This is a genomic window from Anaeromyxobacter dehalogenans 2CP-C, assembly GCF_000013385.1.
Classification (GTDB): Bacteria; Myxococcota; Myxococcia; order Myxococcales; family Anaeromyxobacteraceae; genus Anaeromyxobacter; species Anaeromyxobacter dehalogenans_B.
In genome coordinates this window covers 4,808,366-4,827,820 of sequence record NC_007760.1, presented here as the reverse complement: position 1 = coordinate 4,827,820, position 19,455 = coordinate 4,808,366, and the positions used below count along the sequence as shown (strand labels likewise).

Here is a 19,455-nt window from a genome sequence, read left to right as displayed (position 1 = left end):
CCGCTGGAAGAGGTCCCGCAAGATGCGAGGCCCCGCTGGAAGCTCGCTGGACGCGGGCCCCGCTGGACGAGGCCCCGCTCGCCGGCGTTTCCGAATCCCGCCCGCGCGTCTAGAGTCGAGGGCATGCGCACGCTGGACGGGCCCCGGGTGGCGGACGGCGAGGTGCTGGTGTACCGGCTGTTCGACGTGGCGGACGCGGTGGACCTCGTCGCGGCCGAGCGCGCCGCGTCCGCGCCGGCGGGCCGGCTGCGGCTGGAGGGCGCCCAGTCCGCCTCCGCGCTCGAGTTCCCGCGGCCGCCCTTGCAGCTCGCGCTCGGGCCGCGCGACCTCCCGCTGGGCGACGGGACGCGGCCGGCCGAGGCGAGCGCGCACGTGTTCGACTACGGCGTGGTCTCGATCCGCTACCGCCTGCCCATCGCGCCCGGCACGAGCCTGGGCGCGATGGTGCCGCTCGCCGAGGCGCTGTTCGTGGAGCCGTCGCCCGCGCTCGACGCGGCGGCGCGCCGCGAGGCGGACGCGGTGGCGCGCGCGCTCGGATCGGCCCTGGAGCGCCCGCACGCGTGGGAGGGGCTGGAGAGCTACCAGGTGTTCCTGGTGCGCCGCTTCGAGGAGGGGTCGATCCCGGCGAACGACCTCCTCTCGGGGGGGCACGTGCCGGAGCTGCTGCTCGGCGAGACCAGCGCCGTGCCGCTCTCGGCGGCGGAGCGGCAGGAGGTCCTGTCCCACCGGTTCTCCTACCTGCAGGACGACCTGGCGGTGGTGCACTGGAACAGCGCCTTCGTCTCGGAGCCTTCGGGGGTGGAGGACATCCCGGACCTGCTCGAGTTCGCGACCGCCCACCTGCTCGAGCTGCGCTACTACGACGCGCTCCTCGACACCGAGCTGCACCGCATCTACGACGAGATCGAGGCGGGGGGCAGCCCGGTCGCGAACGTGTTCACGCGCCGGTACCGCAAGCTCCAGCGGCGCACCGCCGCGCTCCTGCTCGAGCTCTCGGAAATGATCGAAAGGCTGGAAAACGCGGTGAAAATCGTGGGGGACCTCTACCTGGCGCGCCTGTACCAGTCGGCGGTCCGGCGCTTCCGCCTGCCCGCGTGGCAGGAGTCGGTCCTGCGCAAGCAACGGCTCCTCGCGGAGGTGAACGACCTCATCGGCGACGCCGCCGACACCAGCCGGTCGGAGCTGCTCGAGCTCGCCATCATCCTCCTCATCGTCTTCGAGATCGTGGCCGCCCTCACATGACTCCCGGTGCTCCCTCCCGCCCGCCTTCCGGGCGGGGGGCGGCGCCCCGGGATCGTCACGATCGGCCCATTTTCCAGGCGATCCGCGCCGCGATGAAGTTGACGTGTGGATCCGGAAGCGATATCTCCGAAGCCATTCGCCGCCTCGAAAACCTTGCGGCGGTGCGAACGGAGGGATCCCCTACATGACGCAGGCTCAGTTCTTCCAGGCGGTGGCCGAGGGCTCGCAGGTCTCGAAGGCGCAGGTGCGCGCGGTGTTCGAGGCGGTCGAGGAGGTGGTGACGAAGCGGCTGAAGGCCGAGGGGAAGATCCCGCTCGGCGGGCTCGGGGCGGTCAAGCTCGTGGACCGCAAGGCCCGCATCGGCCGCAACCCGGCCACGGGCGAGCAGATCAAGATCCCGGCCCGCACCGCCATCAAGCTCACGCCCGCCAAGGCGCTGAAGGACATCTTCAACAAGAAGGCCAAGAAGTAGCCTTCCGGCACACCGATGCAACCGCGCCCGCCGGAGCCTTCCGGCGGGCGTTTCCTTTTGGTGAATCGCCCGTCCGTGAACGCGCTCGAGGAGCCCGCCATGCCGATCTCCGTCGTCCCCGCCGACACCGAGCCGCTGCGCCGGCTCGCCCTCGCGCTCCGCGACGAGGTCTTCGTGGCGGAGCAGGGCGTGCCGATCGAGCTCGAGCACGACGCCGAGGACGCGACCGCGTTCCACGTGGTCGCGCTCGACGCGGGCCGCTGCGTCGGCACCGGGCGGCTGGTGCGGCAGGAGGGCGGGGTGGGGCGCGTGGGCCGCATGGCGGTCGCGCGCGACCGGCGCCGCGACGGCGTGGGCGGCCTGGTGCTCCAGGCGCTCGAGGCGCGGGCGCGCACCGAGGGGCTCGCCGAGATCGAGCTGCACGCGCAGCGCTACGTGGAGGCGTTCTACCGGCGCCACGGCTACGTCCCCGAGGGCGCGCCGTTCCAGGAGGCCGGGATCGAGCACGTGGTGATGCGCAAGCGGCTGTGACGGTCCCTCGACTCCGCGCGGCCTGACGAGCCCGGCGCTCCTGAGCGTAAGCTCGCCGGAGTCGAAGGGTCACCCTGAGCGTCCCTCGACTCCGCGCGGCCCAAGGGCCGCGCTACGCTCGGGATGAGCGCGCTCGCAGCGCTCACCCTGAGCGTAGGCGTGCCGCAGGCACGCCGGAGTCGAAGGGTCGGGATGAGCGGGCGGAGCCGGAAGCGCGAGCGCTAGCCGCGCACGTGCAGCAGCGTGCGGACGGTGCTCATCACGTCCACGAACTGCACCGGCTTCTGCAGGTACACGTCCACGCCCAGGTCGATGGCGCGGGTGCGCGCGTCGGCGGCGCCTGCGCTGATCACCATGATCGGCAGCTCGCCGAGCCGGGCGTCGGCGCGGATCCGCTCGATGAGCGCGAAGCCGTCCATCACCGGCATGAACAGGTCGGTGAGCACGAGGTCCACCGCCGGCGGGGCGGCGAGCCGCTCCAGGGCCTGCTGGCCGTTCGTGGCGAACTCGACCGACACGTCGAGCGCGTCGCTCCCGCTGCGCAGGCGCCGGAGCGCGTACTCGTACATCTCGACGACGTGCGGGTTGTCCTCCACCACCAGCACCCGGTAGCCGCCCTTCGTCCGGCCGCGCGCGTTGCGCGCCGTCTCGGCGAGCTGCGCGAGCTTCTGCCGATCGGCGGCCCGGTCCGGCGGGATCTGCACCGCCACGCCGGCGGGCCCCGCCTCCCCCGGCGGCCGGCGGCGCACCACCTCGACCTCGACCTCGAAGGGGGCGAGGAGCCCCGGGAAGGAGATCTGCAGGGGAATCCGCGTGCCTGGCTCCAGCTCGCGCTCGGTCCGGATGAACAGACCCCCGGCGGAGAGGTTCTCGGTGGCGTCCCGGACGGCGTTGGGAACGCCGGGGTACTCGACCCTAAGGACGAGTGGAACGCGTGGGTCGCGGCGCTGCTCTCGTCCCTCGGTCATGACTTGAGGAGTCGAGTATATCGCTGCGGATCTCCTTGACAATCTTACATGTCCTCACTAGCCTGCCCCGGTTTTCGCCCAGACTTCCCGGACCCTTATGACGAACCCTGCGTCGGTTGGTGCGGTCGAAGAACTGCCCCGTGAGAAGGTCGAGCATTTCGACCGGGAGCTGGCGGGGATCCTGAACCGGTACCCGCCCGATCGGAAGGCTGCCGCCATGATTCCCGCCCTCCGCCTGGGGCAGGAGATCTTCGGCTATCTGTCCCCGGCGGTACAGCGCCTGGCCGCGGAGCGGCTCGGCACGTCGCCGGCGCGCGCCGAAGAGGTCGCGACCTTCTACGTGATGTTCCACACCGAGCCCCCGGCCCGGCACGTGGTCGAGGTCTGCACCAACGTCTCCTGCTGCCTGACCGGCGGCGAGCGCATCTTCGAGCACCTGAAGAAGAAGCTCGAGCTCGCGAACGGGCAGAGCACCCGCGACGGCCGCATCACGCTCCGCGAGGTGGAGTGCCTCGGCTCCTGCGGCACGGCTCCGGCCATGCTGGTGGACGAGGAGATGCACGAGCGGCTCACCATCCAGAAGGTCGATCAGATCGTCGGAGGGCTCAAGTGAGCGAGACGCTCATCCTCTCGAAGCGCTGGGGCAAGCCGGACTCCGCCTCGCTCGCCTCGTACCGGGCCGACGGCGGCTACGGCGCGCTCGACAAGGCCATGGGCGCCGACCCGGCCGCCATCGTGGACGAGGTGAAGAAGTCGAACCTGCGCGGCCGCGGCGGCGCGGGCTTCGCGACCGGCCTCAAGTGGACGTTCCTGCCGAAGGACGTCCGCCCGCGTTACCTGACGGTGAACGCGGACGAGTCCGAGCCGGGCACGTTCAAGGACCGCTACATCATCGAGCACGATCCGCACATGCTGATCGAGGGGATCGCGCTCACCTGCTACGCGCTCGACATCCACCTCGCCTACGTCTACATCCGCGGCGAGTTCGCGAAGCAGGCGCGCATCCTCGAGCAGGCCATCCAGGAGGCGCGCGACGCCGGCATCCTCGGCCCGCGCCTGCTCGGCAAGAAGGACTTCCCGCTCGACATCCACGTGCACCGCGGCGCCGGCGCGTACATCTGCGGCGAGGAGTCCGCGCTGCTCGAGTCGCTCGAGGGCAAGAAGGGCTACCCGCGCCTGAAGCCGCCGTTCCCGGCGGTGGTGGGCCTGTGGGGCAAGCCGACCATCATCAACAACGTCGAGACCATCGCGAACGTCCCCTGGATCGTCGCGAACGGCGGGGCGGCGTTCGCCGCGCTCGGCGTGGGCAAGTCGGGCGGCACGCGCCTGTTCGGCGTCTCGGGCCACGTGAACCGGCCGGGCGTCTACGAGAAGCCGGTCCACTACAACCTGAAGAAGCTGATCATGGAGGACGCGGGCGGGATCGTCGGCGGCCGCAAGCTGAAGGCGGTCATCCCCGGCGGCTCCTCCGCGCCGGTGCTCGCCGCGCACGAGATCGACATCTCGCTCGAGTTCGACGCGGTGAAGGCGGCCGGGTCGATGTCCGGCTCCGGCGGCGTGATCGTGTTCGACGAGTCGGTGTGCCTGGTCCGGGCGCTGGCCCGCATCGCGAAGTTCTACGCCGAGGAGAGCTGCGGCCAGTGCACCCCCTGCCGCGAGGGCACCTCGTGGATGGAGGGCATCCTCGAGAAGATCGAGCACGGGCACGCGACCGCCGCCGACGTGGAGAAGCTCGAGCAGGTGGCCGGCAACATCGCCGGGAACACCATCTGCGCGCTGGGCGACGCGGCGGCCATGCCGGTGCAGTCGTTCCTGAAGAAGTTCAAGCCGGAGTTCCTGCGGCACGTCGAGGCGCACCGCTGCCCCATGGGCGAGAGCGGCTGGGGCCTCGACCAGTCCTCGCGTGATGCCCTCGTCGGGGCGGTGAGGTACTAGGCGATGAGCGTCACGGCAGAGCAGGTCACCTTCTGGGTGTTCGCCATCCCGCTGGTCGCCACCGCGATCGGCGTGATCATGTCCCGCAGCCCGGTGTACGCCGCGATGAACCTCGTCGCCGCGTTCTTCTTCCTGGCCGGGATCTACGTCCTCCTCGTCGCGCACCTCATCGCGTTCATGCAGATCCTGGTGTACGCGGGCGCGGTGATGGTGCTGTTCCTGTTCGTGATCATGCTGCTCTCGCTCGGCGACGAGCACCTGATCAAGGAGCCGCGGCGCGCCATGCAGCTCATCGGCGCGCTCGGCGTGGTGCTGCTCGTGGCGGTGCTCGCCTCGGCCATCGCGCAGGCGCGCACGAGCGAGCTCGCCACGCTCGCCGCCGACTTCGGCACCGTGAAGGCGGTCGGCCGGGTGCTCTACACCCAGTTCCTCCTGCCGTTCGAGGTCACCAGCCTCCTGCTGCTCGTGGCGATCGTGGGCGCGGTGGTCGTGGCCAAGGAGCGGATCTAATGCCGGTCGAGTACTACCTCTGGCTCGCCTCGATCCTGTTCGGCATCGGCCTGCTCGGCGTGCTCACCAAGCGCAACGCGCTCATCCTGATGATGAGCGTGGAGCTCATGCTGAACGCGGCCAACCTCACGTTCCTCGCGTTCGCCCGCCGGAGCGGGGACGTCGCCGGGCACGCCATCGCGTTCTTCGTGATCGCGGTGGCGGCCGCCGAGGCGGCGGTCGGCCTGGCGGTGGTCATCGCCATCTACCGCAGCCGCGGCGCCATCAACGTGGACGAGGTCCGGGTCCTCTCCGAGTAGCGCGCTTTCCCTCGGGCGGGCGTGGGCGGACGCGGTAAGCTCCGCGCCATGCTCGCTCGCTGCGCCCGCTGCCAGGCGACGTTCACCACCGACCGCTTCGGCCGGCAGTCCTGTCCGCACTGCGGCGCGGAGCTGCTCCTCGCCGATCCCGGCGCCCCGCCGCCGGCGCCCGCCGAGCCCGCTCCGCCCGCCGCGCCACCCGCGGCCGAGCCCCCTCCGCCGCCCGCCCCCGCGCCCGCCTCGGGCCCCTCGGAGCCGGGCGGGCCGGTGTGGGGCGCACCCCCGCCTCCGCCGCCCGGCGGCGAGCTCCCGCCGCCGCCTCCGCCCCCGCCCGGCGGCTACGGCGCCCCGCCGCCGGCCTGGGGCCCGCCGCCGCCCTCCGGCGCGCCGGGCGGCTGGGGCCCGCCGCCGCCTCCGCCGCCCATGCCCTCCGGCCCGGAGCTGGCGGCCCCGTTCGCCGAGCGCGAGCGGCGCGGGTTCCTCTCCACGTACTTCGAGACCTGGAAGCTCGCGGCGATCGAGCCGGCGCGCTTCTTCCGCCAGGTGCGGGTGGACCAGCCCGGCAGCGCGGTGCTGTTCGCGGTGATCTCCTACGCGTTCGGCGTCGCGGTCCAGTCGCTCTTCAACTGGCTCTCCGGGCAGCAGATGGTGGCCGTGATGGAGCAGCTCGCCGGCCGCATGCCCCCGGGCCAGGCCGAGATCATCCGCAACTTCGTGCAGCGCGGGACCGGCGCCATCGTGCTCGGGGAGGTGCTGCTCGCGCCGTTGCTCGGGCTCGTCGCGCTCTACGTCACGGCCGGCGCGATCCACCTCCTGCTGGTCCTGTTCGGCGGCGCCCGGCGCGGGTTCCCGGCCACGCTCACCGCGGTCGGCTACACGTTCGGCGTGTTCGCGCTGCTGGCCGTGCCGGGCTGCGGCGGGCTGATCGCGCCGATCTGGTGGCTGGTGGCGGTGGTGATCGGCCTCTCCGAGGCCCAGCGCTGCGGGACCGGCCGCGCCGCCGCGGCGGTGCTGACCCCGGCGCTGCTCCTGTGCGTCTGCTGCTGCCTCGGGCCGCTCGGCATGCTGCTGGGCGGCGCGCTCGGCGGGTTCTCCGAGCTCGGGCACGGCCCGGCCATCGACCTGTGAGGCCCGGCGTGATCGGCTGGCGGCGCACCGGGCGGTTCGGGCACGCGGAGGTGTTCGCGCTCGTCGGCGCGCTCACGTTCCTGGTGGCGCGCTTCGTGCCGGTGCTCTCGTTCCACTACACCTGCCCGCTCAAGGGGATGGCCGGGATCCCCTGCGCCACCTGCGGCATGACCCACGCGTTCGTGCACCTCGCCCACGGCGACGTCGGGGCCGCGCTCGGCGCGAGCCCGCTCGGCGCCGCGCTCGCGGGCGGGATCTGGCTGCTCTCCGCGGCCGACCTGGTCCGCGCCGCGGCGGGCTGGCCGCTGCCGGTCCCGTCGCCGCGCGCCGCCCGCACCGCGGTCGCGCTCGGCGTGGTCGCGCTGCTCGCGAACTGGGCGTGGCTCGTCGCCCGCGGAGGCGCCGCGTGAGCCCGGACCTGCTCGGCGCCGTCCTGGTCGCGGCCGGCTACCTGGCCGGCTCGATCCCGTTCGGCGTGGTGCTGGGGCGCCTCGTGCTCGGCGTGGACGTGCGCACGGTCGGCTCCGGCAACATCGGCGCGACCAACGTCGCGCGCGCCGGCGGCAAGAAGATGGGCGTCCTGGTGCTGGTCCTCGACGCCGCCAAGGCCATCGTGCCGATCCTGCTGGCGCGCCGCCTCCTCGCCGGCGCGCCGCACGCCGAGGCCTGGTCCACCGCCGTCGCGGTGGCCGCGTTCGTCGGCCACCTGTTCCCGGTGTGGCTCGGCTTCAAGGGCGGCAAGGGCGTCGCGACCGGCCTCGGCATCTTCGCGGTGCTGGCCCCCTGGGCCGCGCTGGCCGGGCTCGTCGGCTACGCCGTCGCCTACGGCCTGACGCGGATCTCGTCGGTGGGCTCGCTCACCGGCACCGCCCTCTGCGCCGCCGGCGGCTTCGCGACGTACGGCGTCCGCCACCCGGTCCCCTGGGCCGGCCTGGCGATCGCGCTCCTCATCTTCCTGCGCCACCGCGAGAACATCCGCCGGCTGGTGCGCGGCGAGGAAAAGAAGGTCTAGGCCCTTCGACTCCGCCCTTCGACTCCGGCGGCCCTGCGGCCCGCCTACGCTCAGGGTGAGCGGACTGAGGGAGGCCTACGCTCAGGGTGACCCTTCGACTCCGGCCCTTCGACTCCGGCCGCGCCTGACGGCGCGGCCTACGCTCAGGGTGAGCGGATTGAGGAACCGCCTACGCTCAGGGTGAGCGCCGCGGCGCGGCCGCCCTCAGTGCGTGAAGAAGAAGATCCGCACGAGCCCGGCGCAAGCCGCCGCGAGCGCGATCGCCGCGCCGAGCTCGCGCCACCGGGGTCCGGAAGAAGGGCTCATCACGCCTCCGCGAGAGGACGCGCCGCCACGGTCCCGCCGCCCATTCAAGAGGCGGTGAGGCCAGCAGCCAGCAGATCAGGGAGGGGCCCCAGCGCAGCTGGGGAGGGGCAACGCCCCTCCCCGCGGGGACCTCGCGGGATCCCCGCGCAGCGGGGCCCGCGAGGTCACGGGCCCCGCGCAGCAGGAGTGGGGCCCCACGGAGCTGCGCTCCGTGGGGCGAGGGCGCAGCCCTCGTTCCGATCAGGTCGCGTTCGGAACGTCGATGTGCAGCTCCACGCGCCGGTTCTGCGCGCGGCCCGTCGCCGAGCCGTTGTCCGCCACCGGGCGCACCGGGCCCATGCCGAGCGCGGTGATCTGCTTCTCCTGCACGCCGCGGCCGACGAGCACGCGCTTCACCGCGTCCGCGCGGCGGAGCGACAGCTCCTCGTTCATCGACTTCGAGCCGGTCGAGTCGGTGTAGCCCTCGATGCGGATGCGGTCGTCGCCGTACTTGGCGAGGATGTCGCCCATCTGCTCGAGCTTGCCGATCGCCTCCGGCTTCAGCGCGGAGCTGCCGGAGTCGAACAGGATGTCGCCCTTCATCTCGACCAGCAGGCCGTTCTCGGTCCGCTTGGTCTCGGCGATCTTCTCGAGCTCCTTGTGCTGCTTGTCGAGGTACAGGCCCACCGAGCCGCCGGCGAGCGCGCCGACGCCGGCGCCGATGAGCGCGCCCTTCTTGCCGCCGAGGAGGGCGCCCACGCCCGCGCCCGCGAGGCCGCCCGCGCCGGCGCCGATGGCGGTGCGCTTGCCGGCCGTCTGGCAGCCGGCGAACAGCAGGACCGCGGTCACGGCCGCGGTGAGGCGAAGCGAGGTCTTGTTCATGCGGTCCTTCCTTCCCGATGAAAGTCGTGTCGCGCCGGTCCGGCGCGTTCGATGCCGTGGGCCGGCGGCGGAGCGCGGACGCGCGCCCCCGCTGCGGGTGTACCGCGGACACGGGGACCCGGACAACCTCCGGCGCCCGCGCGGGATCGCCGCGCGGGAGGGGAACACCGCGAGGCGACGGGGACTTCCCCTCGGGGCAGCCGGAGGGAAACCCACCGGGGGCCGATGTAGGGCGACGTGCGCCCTCAGACGTTCGGGATCGCGCTCGTCTCGCCGGCGGGGCGGATCAGCACCTGGCGCGGCTTCACGCCGTTCGGCGGGCCCACGATGCCCTCGCGCTCCATCCGCTCGATGATCTTCGCGGCCTTGTTGTAGCCGAGGCGCATCTCGCGCTGGAGCTTCGAGACCGAGACCTCCTCCATGCGCGACACGAGGTCGATGGCCTGGTCGTAGACCGGGTCGTCCTCGTCCGGATCGTAGCCGCCCGGGCCGGCGCCCTCGCGCGCCTTGAGGATGGACTCGTCGTAGACCGGCCTGCCCTGCTCCTTGAGGAAGCCGACCACCCGGTGCAGCTCCTCCTCGGACACGAACGCGCCCTGCACGCGGGTCACCGGCGCGGTGGCGGTGAGCACGAGCATGTCGCCGTCGCCGAGCAGCGTCTCGGCGCCGGGGCCGTTGATGATCGTCTGCGAGTCGTGGCGCGAGGCGAGCCGGAAGGTGATGCGCGCGGGGAAGTTGTTCTTGATCATGCCCGTGACCACGTCGGTGGACGGGCGCTGCGTGGCGACGATGAGGTGGATGCCGGTGGCGCGGGCCTTCTGCGCGAGGCGCGCGAGCGAGATCTCCACCTCGCGCGGCGCGGTCATCATGAGGTCGGCCAGCTCGTCGATGACCACCACGATGTACGGCAGCTTCTGCGGCAGCTTCTTCTCGTCGCGCGCGGCCACCGGGTCGGCGGGCGGCGGCGCGGTGGGGTCCTCGAACTCGGGCGAGCCCGCCACCGCCTCGGCGGGCAGCGGGCGCCACTCGCCGGCGGCCTCGTCGGTCGCGGCCCGGGCCGCGACCTCGTCCTCGGACTCGCCCGCGGCCACGTCCACCACCACCAGCTTGCGCGGCGGCGCGACCTCGTCGCGGTCCTCGAACGTGCGCCCCTCGGCCCGCAGCTTCTCCACCTTGCCGTTGTACGACTTGAGGTCCTTCGAGCCGGTGTCGGCGAGGATCTGCGTGCGCCGCTCCATCTCGTCCACGGCCCACTGCAGCGCGCGCGCCGCCTTCTGCGGGTCGGTGACCACCGGCAGCAGCAGGTGCGGGATGTCCTCGTAGGTGGACAGCTCCGTCATCTTCGGGTCCACCATGATCATGCGGACCTCCGCCGGCGTCTGGCGGAAGAGCATCGACAGGATCATGGTGTTGAGGCCGACCGACTTGCCCGAGCCGGTGGTGCCGGCGATGAGCAGGTGCGGCATCCGCTGCAGGTCCACGCAGTAGGGGATGCCCTCGATGTTCTTGCCGAGGCCGAGCGGCAGGAACCCGCCCGCCGAGGCGAACGACTCCGACTCGAGGATGTCGCGCAGCCACACCGTGGCGCGGTCGCGGTTCGGGACCTCGATGCCCACCACGCCCTTGCCCGGGATCGGCGCGATGATGCGGATCCGCGTGGCGCTGAGCGCCATGGTGAGCTCCTTGTCGAGGTTCTCGATCCGCGCGAGCTTCACGCCCGCGACCGGGGAGAACTCGTAGAGCGTCACCACCGGCCCGGGCCGGATGTGCTTGATGGTCCCGTCCACGCCGTGCTGCGCGAGCGTCGCGACGATCACCTCGGCGGTGCGCGTCAGCCCGGCGGTGTCGAGGTCCTTGGCCTTCTCGTCGTGGACGTCGAGCAGGCCGGTGGCCGGGAGCTGGAACACGTCGCCGGCCTTCTGGAACGCGAAGGCGGGCGCCTCCTTCTTCTTCTCCTTCTTGCGGGCGCGCTCCAGCATCGCCTGCGAGACCACGATCTCCGGCTTCTCGGCGCGGGCCGGGAGCGGCAGCGCGGCGGGATCCTCGACCTCGGCGCGCACCTCGACGGCCTTCTCCGGCTCGCGCGCCTTGCGGCGGCGGCGCGGCGGCTCCTCGACGGCCGGCTCGCCCTCGCCGGCGCCCTCGGCCTCCTCGCGCGGCTCGGGCGCGGGGGCGAGCCCCTCCACCCAGGCCGGATCCTCGAACGTGTCGCGGCGGAGCTGCTCGAGCGCGAGCGCGCCGGCCACCGCGCGGGCCTCCTCGTGCGCCTCCTCGCCGCTCGCCTCGATCTCGGCGGTCCCGGCGAGCTGCTCGGCCGCGAGCCGGCGCTCGCGCTCGGCGGCCTCCTCGGCGCGCAGCTCGGCGACCGCGACCCGGTGCTCGTCCACCGCGGTGGCGAGCCGGCGCGACAGGAAGCCGGCGGTGGCGGCGAGCCCGCGCCAGAGCGCGGCGCCCACCGTCTGCACCTTGAGATCGCAGGCCACGATCGCGGCGACGGTGGCGGTGGCGCCCACCAGGATCGCGCTGCCCCAGAGCGAGAACGCGTGGACGCTGGGGCGCGCGAGCGCGGCGCCCACCGCGCCGCCGGGCGGGAAGGGGAGCGTGACGTTGCCGGCGAGCGCGAGGTGCGAGAGCGTCGCGACCGAGAGCGTGAGGACCGTGTACGCGCCGGCGGACACGAGCGTGATGCGCGGGGGCGCGCCGCGGAACAGGCGCCAGGCCGCGGCGCCCAGGCCGAACGGGAGCACCAGGGCCGACAGGCCGAGCACGCCGAAGAGCGCGGACGCGGTCCGGTGGCCGACCGGGCCGACCAGGTTCGCGGGCGCGATGCCGTGCGCGATCAGCGCCGCGTCGAGCGAGGAGTAGGTCGCGAGCGAGAGGCCGCTGCCGAGCGCGGCCGCGAGCAGCACCACCGCGCCGACGTCGCGCGCCATGCCGGTGCGCGGGGCGGCGCCGCCCTTCGCGCGCTCGGCGGGCGGGTCGCCGCGCTTTCCCTTTTCCTTCGGGGAGACACGGCGATTGGCTTTGGGCTTGCCCATGGCGACGACGGGACCTCGAGGGTGGAACACGCCGCTCGCGCGGACGAGGGCCTGCCTCCGGGAGGATATCGGGGGGTACCGGGGGGTCAATTTTTCGGCGGGGCGGGGGGCGCTCGCGTAGAATCCTGCGGAAGCGCGAGGTTTTCTCCGGGGACCGATGGACATCCGCTGCGAGCGCTGCAGGGCGGCCTACGTGCTCGAGGACGAGCAGGTGACGGCCGCCGGCGTGGCCCTTCAGTGCACCAACTGCGGGTACCTCTTCGAGGTGAGGCGGAAGGTGGTGTTCGTCACCACGCCGCTCCGCCCGGAGCACGCGGTCGGCGCGAGGCAGCTCGCGCCGCCGCCCCGGCCCGGGCCCCCCGCCCCGATGGCGCCGCCGCCCTCGCCGGCGCAGCCCGCCGCGCGCCCCGCCCCGAGCGTCGCAGCCCCGCCGGCGCCGGCCGCCCCGCGCCCGGCCGTCCCGCCCACCGCGGCCCGCATCGAGCCGCCCCCCGCGTTCGGCGCGGGCACCTTCGATCCGGGGAGCCGGCCCTCCAGCAGCCTGCGGCGGAGCCGGGCGCCGCAGCTGCTCCTGGCGCTGGTGCTCGCGGGCGCGCTCGGGCTCGGCGCGAAGGTGCTCCTCGACCGGTCGCGCTCCCAGCTGGACCTGTTCGGCGGCGACGCCGCCCCGCCGCCGGCGACCGAGGGCGAGCCGCCGCCCGCACCGGGGCAGCCCACCGGACCGTCCGCCGCGCCACCGGCCGCCGCCGAACCCCCGCCGGCCGCGCCGCCCGACGCCGCCGCGCCCGGCGAGCCCCCGCCCGCCGGCGCCGCCGCGCCGGGCTCGCCCTCGCCGGCGCCCGCGCCGACGGAGCCGCCTACCGCCGCGCCGCCGGCCGACGCGGCACCGACCGCGGCTGCACCGCCCGCGGCTGCACCGCCCGCGGCTGCACCGCCCGCGGCCGCACCGGACGCGGCCGCCCCCGCGGCGAAGCCGGCCCCGGGCGCCGACGCGCTGGCGCAGGCGGGCCGCCTGCGGAGCCGTGGCCAGATCGCGCGGGCGCTCGAGCTCTACCGCGGCGTGCTCGCCACGGATCCCGAGAACGTGGCGGCCCTGACCGGGCAGGGTTTGTGCTATCTCGATCTCGCCCGCTACCCTTCCGCCGAGTCGGCCTTCCAGGCGGCGCTGCGGGTGGAGCCGGAGAATCCGGACGCCACCCTCGGGCTCGCCGAGACCTACCGGTGGCAGGGGAACGACGCGGAAGCCATCAGGTACTACGAGCGGTACCTCGCGCATCATCCCGACGGCGAGGAGGCCGCGGTCGCCCGGAACGCCATCGACGCACTGAGGAGATGACCATGTCCGACAAGGGAACGCCGGGGAAGCCGTCCACCACCGAGGACGAGTACTTCGTCCGGGAGGACGCCGAGAAGAAGCGGAAGCTCGCGCTCCAGCTCAAGAAGGAGACGGAGGAGTCGGAGCGGAAGCGGCTGAAGGACCTGCACTTCATGCACTGCCCGAAGTGCGGCATGCAGATGCAGGAGGTGAAGCTCCGCGGCGTGGACGTGGACGTGTGCTTCTCGTGCAGCGGCATCTTCCTCGACCGGGGCGAGCTCGAGCACCTCGAGAAGCCCGAGTCGCGCGGCGTGATGAGCGCGATCCTGAACTGGTTCAAGCCGGAGTCGAAGGCGTAGGCGAGAGATGGCGCTGTCGCTCGAGGAGGTCCGGCGCATCGCCCAGCTGGCGCGGCTGAGGCTGTCCGAGGAGGAGGAGCGCACCTTCGCCGGGCAGCTCTCGGCCATCCTCGACCACGTCCGCCAGCTCGAGGAGCTCGACGTCACCGCGGTCGAGCCCATGACCCACGCGCTCGCCGCCGGCGAGCTGCCGGCGCTGCGCGAGGACGCGGTGCGCGCCTCGCTCGCGCCGGAGGAGGCGACCGCCGCCGCCCCGGCGCGCGAGGGCACCGCCTTCAAGGTGCCGAGGATCATCGAATGAGCACGCCGGCGAAGGAGCTCTGCCGCCTCGGGCTGCGCGAGGCGGGGGCGGGCGTCGCCGCGAAGGCGATCTCGTCCACCGAGCTGGTCGAGGCCTCGCTGGCGCGCATCCAGGCGACGGACGGCAAGCTGGGCGCGTTCCTGGCGGTGTGCGCCGATCGCGCGCGCGCCGCGGCGAAGGCGGCCGACGCCCGCGCCGCGCGCGGCGAGCGCCGCTCCGAGCTGGACGGCGTGCCGGTGGCGGTGAAGGACCTCTTCGTCACGAAGGGCGTCCCCACCACCGCGGGCTCGCGGATCCTCGAGGGCTACCTGCCCCCGTACGACGCCACCGTGGTGGAGCGGCTCGAGGCCGCCGGCGCGGTGATCGTGGGCAAGCTCAACATGGACGAGTTCGCCATGGGCTCGTCCAACGAGAACAGCGCGTACAAGCCCTGCCACAACCCGTGGGACCTCTCCCGCACGCCGGGCGGCAGCTCCGGCGGCAGCGCCGCGTCGGTGGCGGCGGGGCAGGTGCACGCCTCGCTCGGCACCGACACCGGCGGCTCCATCCGCGAGCCGGCCGCGTTCTGCGGCGTGGTCGGGGTGAAGCCGACCTACGGCCGCGTCTCGCGCTACGGCGTGGTGGCGTTCGCCTCGTCGCTCGACCAGGTGGGCCCGCTCGCCCGCGAGGTGGGCGACGCGGCGCTGGTCCTGCGCACCATCGCCGGGCACGACCCGCGGGACATGACCTCCTCCACCCGCCCGGTGGACGACTACCTCGGGCCGCTCGAGGAGGGCGCGCGCGGGCTGCGCGTGGGCGTGCCGCGCGAGTGGCTCTCGGGCGGGCTCGACGCCGGCGTCGAGGCCGCGATCCGCGCCGCGCTCGACACCTACCGCCGGCTCGGCGCCACGCTGGTGGACGTCTCCCTGCCGCACTCGAAGTACGGCATCGGCGCCTACTACCTCATCGCGCCGGCGGAGGCCTCCTCCAACCTGGCCCGCTACGACGGCGTGCGCTACGGCCTGCGCGCCGAGGGCGCGAAGGGGCTGAAGGAGATGTACGCGGAGAGCCGCGAGCAGGGGCTCGGCGCCGAGCCCAAGCGCCGCATCATGCTCGGCACCTACGCGCTCAGCTCCGGCTACTACGACGCGTACTACCTGCGCGCGCAGAAGGTCCGCACGCTCATCCGCCGCGACTTCGACGAGGCGTTCCGGGGCTGCGACGTCATCGCCGGACCGGTCACCCCGTCGGTCGCGTTCGCGCTGGGCGAGCGCACCGGGGACCCGCTGCAGATGTACCTCGCCGACATCTTCACCATCACCTGCAACCTGGCCGCGCTGCCCGGGCTGTCGGTGCCGTGCGGCCTCGAGGCCGCGAGCGGCCTGCCGGTGGGGCTGCAGCTGGTGGGGCGCCCGTTCGACGAGGCGACCCTGTTCCGCGCGGCGCGCGCGCTCGAGCGCGAGCTCGGGCCGCTGCCCGCGCCCCCGGAGCCCTGAGATGCCGATCTCCGACTTCCAGGTGGTGATCGGGCTCGAGGTCCACGCGCAGCTCCTCACCGCGAGCAAGATCTTCTGCGGCTGCTCCACCGCGTTCGGCGGCGCGCCCAACGCGCACACCTGCCCGGTGTGCCTGGGCCTCCCCGGCGCGCTCCCGGCCCTGAACCGCTCGGTGGTCGAGATGGCGGTGCGGACCGGCCTCGCGCTCGGCTGCGAGATCCGCCCGAAGAGCGTGTTCGCGCGGAAGAACTACTTCTACCCGGACCTCCCGAAGGGCTACCAGATCTCGCAGTACGAGCTGCCCATCTGCGAGGGCGGCGAGGTGACGTTCACGCTCGACGGCCGCGACCACACCGCGCGGCTGGTCCGGATCCACATGGAGGAGGACGCCGGAAAGAACGTGCACGACGTCGCCGCCGACGGCTCGTCCGGCGTGGACCTGAACCGCGCCGGCGTGCCGCTCGTCGAGATCGTCTCGCGCCCGGACCTGCGCTCCGCGGAGGAGGCGGTCGAGTACCTGAAGGCGCTGCGGGCGATCCTGATGGCGCTCGGGGTGAACGACGGGAACATGCAGGAGGGCTCGCTCCGCTGCGACGCGAACGTGTCGGTGATGCGCAAGGGCGCCTCCGAGCTGGGCACGCGCTGCGAGATCAAGAACATGAACTCGTTCCGCTTCCTGAAGCAGGCGATCGAGTTCGAGGCCCGCCGCCAGGTGGAGCTGATCGAGGCGGGCGAGCCGGTGGTGCAGGAGACGCGGCTGTTCGACCCGGACCGCGGCGAGACCCGCTCGATGCGCTCGAAGGAGGAGGCGCACGACTACCGCTACTTCCCGGAGCCGGACCTGCCGCCGGTGATCGTGGAGGCGGCGCTGGTGGAGCGGCTCCGCGGCGAGCTGCCGGAGCTGCCGCGCGCGAAGGCCGAGCGCTACCAGCGCAGCCTGGGCCTCTCCGCCCAGGACGCCGGGAACCTGGTGGCGGACGCGGCGGTGTCGGCCTGGTTCGACGCGGCGGTCGCCGCGTACGGCGCCGGCCCGGAGGCGGCGAAGAAGGTCGCGAACTGGGTGATCGGCGAGCTGGCCCGCCTCGCGAACGAGACCGGCGAGGCGCCCGCCGCCTGGAAGCTGACGCCGGCGCGGCTCGCCGCGGTGCTGCGCCTCATCGACGCCGGCACCATCGGCGGCCCGGGCGCGAAGCAGGTGGTGGAGGAGGTCTTCCGCACCGGCGCCGAGCCCGACGCGGTGGTGAAGGCGAAGGGGCTGGCGCAGGTCTCCGACGAGGGCGCCATCGAGGCGGCGGTGGACAAGGTGCTCGCCGCGAACCCGGGCGAGGTGGAGAAGTACCGCGGCGGCCGCAAGAACCTCGTCGGCTTCTTCGTCGGGCAGGTCATGAAGGAGATGCGCGGCAAGGGCAACCCCGCGGTGGTGAACGCGCTGCTGCGCAGGAAGCTGGGGGACTGACCGTGGCGCGCTGGGCAGGGTGGGGTGCGGGACCGGCGGGCGCCGGCGCGACCGGCGGCCCGAGCAAGCTCTTCCTCTCGCTGGCGCTGGCGGGCTCGGCGGTGATGGCCGGGGTGCTGGCGACGCAGGGGCGCTGGCCGGCCGCGGGCGTGGCCGCGAGCGCGGCCGGGTACTTCGCGCTGCGGCTCTTCGCCGGCCTCGGCAAGGGAGAACGATGACGGTGCGTGAACCCCTCCGGCCGGTGCTGTACGACGACGCCCGCGACCTGGTGCGCCTGCTCGACCAGAAGGCGCTGCCCGCGGAGGAGCGCTGGCTCGAGCTGTCCACCGCCGAGGCGGTGGCGGCCGCGATCCAGGACCTCACCGTGCGCGGCGCGCCCGCCATCGGCGTGGCGGCGGCCTACGCGCTGGCGGTCGAGGCGCGGCGGGGCGCCGGCCCGGAGCGGCTGCGCGCCGCGGCGGACCTGCTCGCCCGCGCCCGGCCCACCGCGGTGAACCTGGCCTGGGCGGTGCGGCGCATGTCGGCGCGGATCGGCGCGCCGGCCTCGGACGTGCTGGCCGAGGCGCACGCCATCCGCGACGAGGACGAGGCGGCCTGCCGCCGCATCGGCGCGCTCGGCGCGCCGCTCGTGCCCGCCCGCGCCCGGGTGCTCACCCACTGCAACGCCGGCGCGCTCGCCACCGCCGGCTACGGCACCGCGCTCGGCGTGGTGCGCGCCGCGGTCGAGGCCGGGAACGCCATCTCGGTGTTCGCCGACGAGACGCGCCCGTTCCTCCAGGGCGCGCGGCTCACCGCCTGGGAGCTGCACCGCGACGGCATCCCGGTGACGGTGCTCACCGACGGCATGGCCGGCTGGCTCATGGCGCGCGGCGAGATCGGCTGCGTGGTGGTGGGCGCCGACCGCATCGCCGCGAACGGCGACGTGGCGAACAAGATCGGCACCTACGCGCTGGCGGTCCTCGCGGCGCACCACCGGCTGCCGTTCTACGTGGCCGCCCCGTGGTCCACCGTGGACCTCGCCACGCCCACCGGCGCGGACATCCCCATCGAGGAGCGCGCCTCCGACGAGGTGGTCGTGCTGGCCGGCCAGCGCATCGCGCCGGCCGGGGTCCCGGCGCGCTACCCGGCGTTCGACGTCACGCCGGCGGCGCTCGTCACCGCCATCGTGACCGAGCGCGGCGTGGTGCGCGCGCCGCACGCGGCCGGGCTGGCCGCGCTCGCGACCGCGCGGTAGCGACGGGGTAGGCGGTCCGGCGCCTAGCCGCGCCTCGCACCCGGCGTCTAGGATCCGCGGCCGCATGGCGGATCTCACCCACACCCGCGTGTTCGGTCAGGCCACCCGCGGCCTGGTCGCGATCGGCCTGCGGCGGCGCCCGCTCGCCGACCTGTACCACCTGCTCGTCACCGGCCCGTGGGCGCGCCTCTGCGCCGTGTACGCGCTCGTCTACTTCGTCACCGCGGCGCTGTTCGAGGCGGCGCACTACGCGCTCGGCGAGGCGGGGCCGGCGGCGCGCGGCTCGGCGGTGGCGGCGCTGGTTGCGCTCGCGCGCGGCGCCTCGGCGGACGAGGTGCGGGCGGCGCTCGCGCCCCGCGCGCTCGCGGCCGGGCTGGTGGCCGGCGCGGAGGGGTTCGTGCGCTGGGCGGAGCTCGTGATCGGCGCGGGCATCGTGCTCGCGAAGTTCTCGCTGCTCCGGGCCCGGGTGCTGTTCAGCGAGGTGGCGGTCGTCGGCCCGCACCGCGGCGGCGAGGCGCTCCAGTTCCGCATGGCGAACGAGCGCACCAGCCACGTGGTGGACGCGAAGGTCTCGGTGATGCTGGTGCGCGACGAGCTCGACGACGAGGGCGAGCCGGTCCGGCGCGCGCACGACCTGCCGCTCCTGCGCGGCGGCACCGCGCTGTTCTCGCACGCCTGGACGGCGGCCCACCCCATCGGCCCGGCGAGCCCGCTCGCCGGCGCGGACGGCGGGGCGCTCGCCGCCGCCGAGGCGGAGATCATCGTCACCTTCAGCGGCTACGACGAGGCGCTCACCCGCGTCATCTACGCCCGCCACGTCTACGCGGCCGCGCGCATCCGCTGGGGCGCCCGCTTCGCGCCGATCGTGAGCACGCTGCCCGACGGGCGGCGCGCGGTGGACTACCGCCGCTTCCACGAGGTGGTCGAGGCGGAGCCCGCGGGCCGCCCCGAGCGCGCGCGGCGCCGCGCCCGCGAAGGGTGAGCCCGGCGCGACGCGGCCGGGGCGCTCCCCG

The 19,455-nt window shown here is 74.1% G+C and carries 21 protein-coding genes; 18 read left to right on the top strand and 3 right to left on the bottom strand.

Annotation, left to right across the window (positions count from 1 at the left end; all coding sequences use genetic code 11):
• The first annotated feature begins 123 nt into the window (after window positions 1-123).
• The 3 genes from ADEH_RS21720 to ADEH_RS21710 all read left to right on the top strand — a co-directional run bounded on the left by ADEH_RS21720 (window position 124) and on the right by ADEH_RS21710 (window position 2,245).
• Entirely contained in the window at window positions 124-1,242 is a 1,119-nt protein-coding gene (locus ADEH_RS21720) for a hypothetical protein (protein ID WP_049760155.1), read from the top strand.
• Between the two features lie 184 nt (window positions 1,243-1,426).
• On the top strand, window positions 1,427-1,714 hold the full coding sequence (locus ADEH_RS21715; RefSeq protein WP_011423249.1) for an HU family DNA-binding protein: 288 nt from the start codon (window positions 1,427-1,429) through the stop codon (window positions 1,712-1,714).
• A 99-nt stretch (window positions 1,715-1,813) separates the two neighbouring features.
• Complete coding sequence (locus ADEH_RS21710) at window positions 1,814-2,245, top strand: GNAT family N-acetyltransferase (RefSeq protein ID WP_011423248.1); 432 nt, start codon at window positions 1,814-1,816, stop codon at window positions 2,243-2,245.
• Between the two features lie 221 nt (window positions 2,246-2,466).
• Here the strand turns inward: ADEH_RS21710 and ADEH_RS21705 are convergent, their stop codons facing one another.
• Entirely contained in the window at window positions 2,467-3,213 is a 747-nt protein-coding gene (locus ADEH_RS21705; RefSeq protein WP_041453764.1) for a TIGR02266 family protein, read from the bottom strand.
• 97 nt (window positions 3,214-3,310) lie between these two features.
• Here ADEH_RS21705 and ADEH_RS21700 point away from each other — a divergent pair, with 97 nt between their 5' ends.
• Genes ADEH_RS21700 through plsY form a run of 7 tightly spaced genes read left to right on the top strand, consistent with a single transcriptional unit; the run spans window position 3,311 to window position 8,097 of the window.
• A complete protein-coding gene (locus ADEH_RS21700) occupies window positions 3,311-3,826 on the top strand; it encodes a complex I 24 kDa subunit family protein (RefSeq protein WP_011423246.1) in 516 nt (171 codons plus the stop codon).
• A complete protein-coding gene (gene nuoF, locus ADEH_RS21695) occupies window positions 3,823-5,148 on the top strand; it encodes an NADH-quinone oxidoreductase subunit NuoF (protein WP_011423245.1) in 1,326 nt (441 codons plus the stop codon). The genes ADEH_RS21700 and nuoF overlap by 4 nt, the downstream gene beginning before the upstream one ends.
• A 3-nt stretch (window positions 5,149-5,151) precedes the next feature.
• Window positions 5,152-5,658 carry an NADH-quinone oxidoreductase subunit J family protein gene (locus tag ADEH_RS21690; protein ID WP_011423244.1) on the top strand — a complete coding sequence of 169 codons (507 nt, stop codon included), beginning with the start codon at window positions 5,152-5,154 and terminating at the stop codon, window positions 5,656-5,658.
• The gene (gene nuoK, locus ADEH_RS21685) at window positions 5,658-5,957 is read left to right on the top strand and encodes an NADH-quinone oxidoreductase subunit NuoK (protein ID WP_011423243.1); all 300 of its coding nucleotides are present in this window, start codon (window positions 5,658-5,660) and stop codon (window positions 5,955-5,957) included. Before ADEH_RS21690 ends, nuoK begins: the two co-directional genes overlap by 1 nt.
• Window positions 5,958-6,005: 48 nt before the next feature.
• Window positions 6,006-7,085, top strand: a complete 1,080-nt coding sequence (locus ADEH_RS21680; protein WP_011423242.1) for a YIP1 family protein — start codon at window positions 6,006-6,008, stop codon at window positions 7,083-7,085.
• 8 nt (window positions 7,086-7,093) lie between these two features.
• The gene (locus tag ADEH_RS21675) at window positions 7,094-7,495 is read left to right on the top strand and encodes a DUF2752 domain-containing protein (protein ID WP_041453763.1); all 402 of its coding nucleotides are present in this window, start codon (window positions 7,094-7,096) and stop codon (window positions 7,493-7,495) included.
• Window positions 7,492-8,097, top strand: a complete 606-nt coding sequence (gene plsY, locus ADEH_RS21670; protein ID WP_011423240.1) for a glycerol-3-phosphate 1-O-acyltransferase PlsY — start codon at window positions 7,492-7,494, stop codon at window positions 8,095-8,097. Before ADEH_RS21675 ends, plsY begins: the two co-directional genes overlap by 4 nt.
• Window positions 8,098-8,643: 546 nt before the next feature.
• Here plsY and ADEH_RS21665 read toward each other — a convergent pair.
• A complete protein-coding gene (locus ADEH_RS21665) occupies window positions 8,644-9,264 on the bottom strand; it encodes an OmpA family protein (protein WP_041453762.1) in 621 nt (206 codons plus the stop codon).
• 245 nt (window positions 9,265-9,509) lie between these two features.
• Window positions 9,510-12,302 (bottom strand): DNA translocase FtsK, encoded by a 2,793-nt coding sequence (locus ADEH_RS21660; protein WP_011423238.1) that lies wholly within the window; start codon window positions 12,300-12,302, stop codon window positions 9,510-9,512.
• A gap of 157 nt (window positions 12,303-12,459) precedes the next feature.
• Here ADEH_RS21660 and ADEH_RS21655 point away from each other — a divergent pair, with 157 nt between their 5' ends.
• The 8 genes from ADEH_RS21655 (at window position 12,460) to ADEH_RS21620 (ending at window position 19,424) form a co-directional block, all read left to right on the top strand.
• Window positions 12,460-13,638 (top strand): zinc-ribbon domain-containing protein, encoded by a 1,179-nt coding sequence (locus ADEH_RS21655; protein WP_011423237.1) that lies wholly within the window; start codon window positions 12,460-12,462, stop codon window positions 13,636-13,638.
• Between the two features lie 2 nt (window positions 13,639-13,640).
• Window positions 13,641-13,976, top strand: a complete 336-nt coding sequence (locus ADEH_RS21650; protein WP_041453761.1) for a zf-TFIIB domain-containing protein — start codon at window positions 13,641-13,643, stop codon at window positions 13,974-13,976.
• 7 nt (window positions 13,977-13,983) lie between these two features.
• Window positions 13,984-14,277, top strand: a complete 294-nt coding sequence (gene gatC / locus ADEH_RS21645) for an Asp-tRNA(Asn)/Glu-tRNA(Gln) amidotransferase subunit GatC (protein ID WP_011423235.1) — start codon at window positions 13,984-13,986, stop codon at window positions 14,275-14,277.
• Entirely contained in the window at window positions 14,274-15,752 is a 1,479-nt protein-coding gene (gene gatA, locus ADEH_RS21640; RefSeq protein ID WP_011423234.1) for an Asp-tRNA(Asn)/Glu-tRNA(Gln) amidotransferase subunit GatA, read from the top strand. Before gatC ends, gatA begins: the two co-directional genes overlap by 4 nt.
• Before the next feature lies 1 nt (window position 15,753).
• Window positions 15,754-17,208 carry an Asp-tRNA(Asn)/Glu-tRNA(Gln) amidotransferase subunit GatB gene (gene gatB / locus ADEH_RS21635; protein ID WP_011423233.1) on the top strand — a complete coding sequence of 485 codons (1,455 nt, stop codon included), beginning with the start codon at window positions 15,754-15,756 and terminating at the stop codon, window positions 17,206-17,208.
• A 2-nt stretch (window positions 17,209-17,210) separates the two neighbouring features.
• The gene (locus ADEH_RS21630; protein ID WP_041453760.1) at window positions 17,211-17,426 is read left to right on the top strand and encodes a hypothetical protein; all 216 of its coding nucleotides are present in this window, start codon (window positions 17,211-17,213) and stop codon (window positions 17,424-17,426) included.
• Window positions 17,423-18,442, top strand: coding sequence for an S-methyl-5-thioribose-1-phosphate isomerase (gene mtnA, locus ADEH_RS21625; RefSeq protein WP_011423232.1), 1,020 nt, complete (start codon window positions 17,423-17,425; stop codon window positions 18,440-18,442). The genes ADEH_RS21630 and mtnA overlap by 4 nt, the downstream gene beginning before the upstream one ends.
• A 64-nt stretch (window positions 18,443-18,506) precedes the next feature.
• A complete protein-coding gene (locus ADEH_RS21620; RefSeq protein WP_011423231.1) occupies window positions 18,507-19,424 on the top strand; it encodes a potassium transporter in 918 nt (305 codons plus the stop codon).
• The last annotated feature ends 31 nt before the right edge of the window (window positions 19,425-19,455 follow it).

Coding starts and splice junctions, on each gene's coding strand:
- ADEH_RS21720 (WP_049760155.1), top strand. CDS start 124: ATGCGCACGCTGGACGGGCCCCGGGTGGCGGACGGCGAGGTGCTGGTG.
- ADEH_RS21715 (WP_011423249.1), top strand. CDS start 1,427: ATGACGCAGGCTCAGTTCTTCCAGGCGGTGGCCGAGGGCTCGCAGGTC.
- ADEH_RS21710 (WP_011423248.1), top strand. CDS start 1,814: ATGCCGATCTCCGTCGTCCCCGCCGACACCGAGCCGCTGCGCCGGCTC.
- ADEH_RS21705 (WP_041453764.1), bottom strand. CDS start 3,213: ATGACCGAGGGACGAGAGCAGCGCCGCGACCCACGCGTTCCACTCGTC.
- ADEH_RS21700 (WP_011423246.1), top strand. CDS start 3,311: ATGACGAACCCTGCGTCGGTTGGTGCGGTCGAAGAACTGCCCCGTGAG.
- ADEH_RS21690 (WP_011423244.1), top strand. CDS start 5,152: ATGAGCGTCACGGCAGAGCAGGTCACCTTCTGGGTGTTCGCCATCCCG.
- nuoK (WP_011423243.1), top strand. CDS start 5,658: ATGCCGGTCGAGTACTACCTCTGGCTCGCCTCGATCCTGTTCGGCATC.
- ADEH_RS21680 (WP_011423242.1), top strand. CDS start 6,006: ATGCTCGCTCGCTGCGCCCGCTGCCAGGCGACGTTCACCACCGACCGC.
- ADEH_RS21665 (WP_041453762.1), bottom strand. CDS start 9,264: ATGAACAAGACCTCGCTTCGCCTCACCGCGGCCGTGACCGCGGTCCTG.
- ADEH_RS21660 (WP_011423238.1), bottom strand. CDS start 12,302: ATGGGCAAGCCCAAAGCCAATCGCCGTGTCTCCCCGAAGGAAAAGGGA.
- ADEH_RS21655 (WP_011423237.1), top strand. CDS start 12,460: ATGGACATCCGCTGCGAGCGCTGCAGGGCGGCCTACGTGCTCGAGGAC.
- ADEH_RS21650 (WP_041453761.1), top strand. CDS start 13,641: ATGTCCGACAAGGGAACGCCGGGGAAGCCGTCCACCACCGAGGACGAG.
- gatC (WP_011423235.1), top strand. CDS start 13,984: ATGGCGCTGTCGCTCGAGGAGGTCCGGCGCATCGCCCAGCTGGCGCGG.
- gatA (WP_011423234.1), top strand. CDS start 14,274: ATGAGCACGCCGGCGAAGGAGCTCTGCCGCCTCGGGCTGCGCGAGGCG.
- gatB (WP_011423233.1), top strand. CDS start 15,754: ATGCCGATCTCCGACTTCCAGGTGGTGATCGGGCTCGAGGTCCACGCG.
- mtnA (WP_011423232.1), top strand. CDS start 17,423: ATGACGGTGCGTGAACCCCTCCGGCCGGTGCTGTACGACGACGCCCGC.
- ADEH_RS21620 (WP_011423231.1), top strand. CDS start 18,507: ATGGCGGATCTCACCCACACCCGCGTGTTCGGTCAGGCCACCCGCGGC.